At 50.2% G+C, this 1,268-nt stretch carries 2 protein-coding genes; both read right to left on the bottom strand.

Annotation, left to right across the window (positions count from 1 at the left end; translation table 11 throughout):
- On the bottom strand, positions 1 to 645 hold a 645-nt coding region (locus STRDD11_RS04370; protein ID WP_164828370.1), incomplete at its 3' end, for an ABC transporter ATP-binding protein.
- 157 nt (positions 646 to 802) lie between these two features.
- On the bottom strand, positions 803 to 1,268 hold a 466-nt coding region (locus tag STRDD11_RS04365), incomplete at its 5' end, for a TraX family protein (RefSeq protein ID WP_241209314.1).

Below are 1,268 nucleotides of genomic sequence, written 5' to 3'. Positions count from 1 at the left end.
TAGCACCCGCTTGGCCCGGCTGGCTGCCGCTGTCGAGTGGGTCACCATGAGAATGGTCTGGCCCCGGTCGTTGATGTCGTCAAAGACATCCAGAAGGGCCGCCGATGATTTGGAGTCCAGGGCCCCCGTCGGCTCGTCCGCCAGCAGAATCTCAGGATCTGTGATGATGGCCCGGGCCACTGCTACCCGCTGCTTCTGGCCACCGGAAATCTCATAAGGAAACTTCTCTTGGAGTTTATTTATCCCCAGCTCATTGCAGGTCGTGACCAGCTTTTGCATCATCTCGGTAATGGGGCGACGAGAGAGGACCAGAGGCAGGAGAATATTATCCTTGACAGACAGAGTGTCCAGCAGATTGAAATCCTGAAAGACAAAGCCCAGCTTCTCCCGGCGGAAGCTGGAAGCCTGGCTGTTTTTGATGGTCGCTGTGTCAGTTCCGTTGAGAAAGACCCGGCCCTCGGTCGGCTTGTCCAGCATGGCCAGGATGTTGAGCAGGGTGGATTTCCCGGAGCCTGACTCCCCCATGATGGCGACATATTCACCTTTTTCTACTGTAAAGTGGATGTCTTTGAGGGCTTCTACCTGACTGCCCTGAAAGCGGGTTTTATAAATTTTCTTCACGTGCTGTACGTCTAATAATGTCATCTTGATTCCTTTCTGTGACCAAATGATTGTCAAAGTTTGCTGCAAAGGAGTCTGAGCTCCCTCATCTCTTCCTCTATTCTAGCGCAATAGCTACAGCCTATCCATAATTTTACCTTACATTTTAGAGGCTAATCTTACACTTTTGTAAGTTTGGGCTTTATTTGACCCAAAAGGCCAGCCAAGCAATCAGCCAGAGGTGAGCTGGATAAAAGACATAGAAGAAATACTTGCTCCAAATACTGCGGGAACCGCGCCGGCCATTATAGAGATAGATAAGCGGCAAAACCGTGATAAAGAGCCAGTCTGAGTTATAGAGCAGCAGAGACAGAGTATCCTGCAGGGTCGGATAGATTTGAATACTCATGGCAAAGAGAACTCCTGCCCAAATGATATAAGCTAAGTTTCTGAAAAAGAGCTGATTTCTAAAAAGGTAGGTCAGGAGCATGAAAGGGAGCAGAACCATGCCGCCTTCGCAAATGAGGAGACCTGCCAGCAGGACCAGAACTGCTGCTGTCAGCTGCAAGCCGCGCTTCCTATCCTTAGCAGCTCCGCTATTTTCAGAAAAGCCAAAGAAAAGACCCAGCATAAGGACCCCGCAGGCCAGGGTCAGGAAGATATTGTGA

Origin of the sequence: Streptococcus sp. DD11 (assembly GCF_001578865.1) — a bacterium.
GTDB lineage: Bacteria > Bacillota > Bacilli > Lactobacillales > Streptococcaceae > Streptococcus > Streptococcus panodentis.
This window is presented reverse-complemented; position numbering and strand designations above follow the sequence as displayed.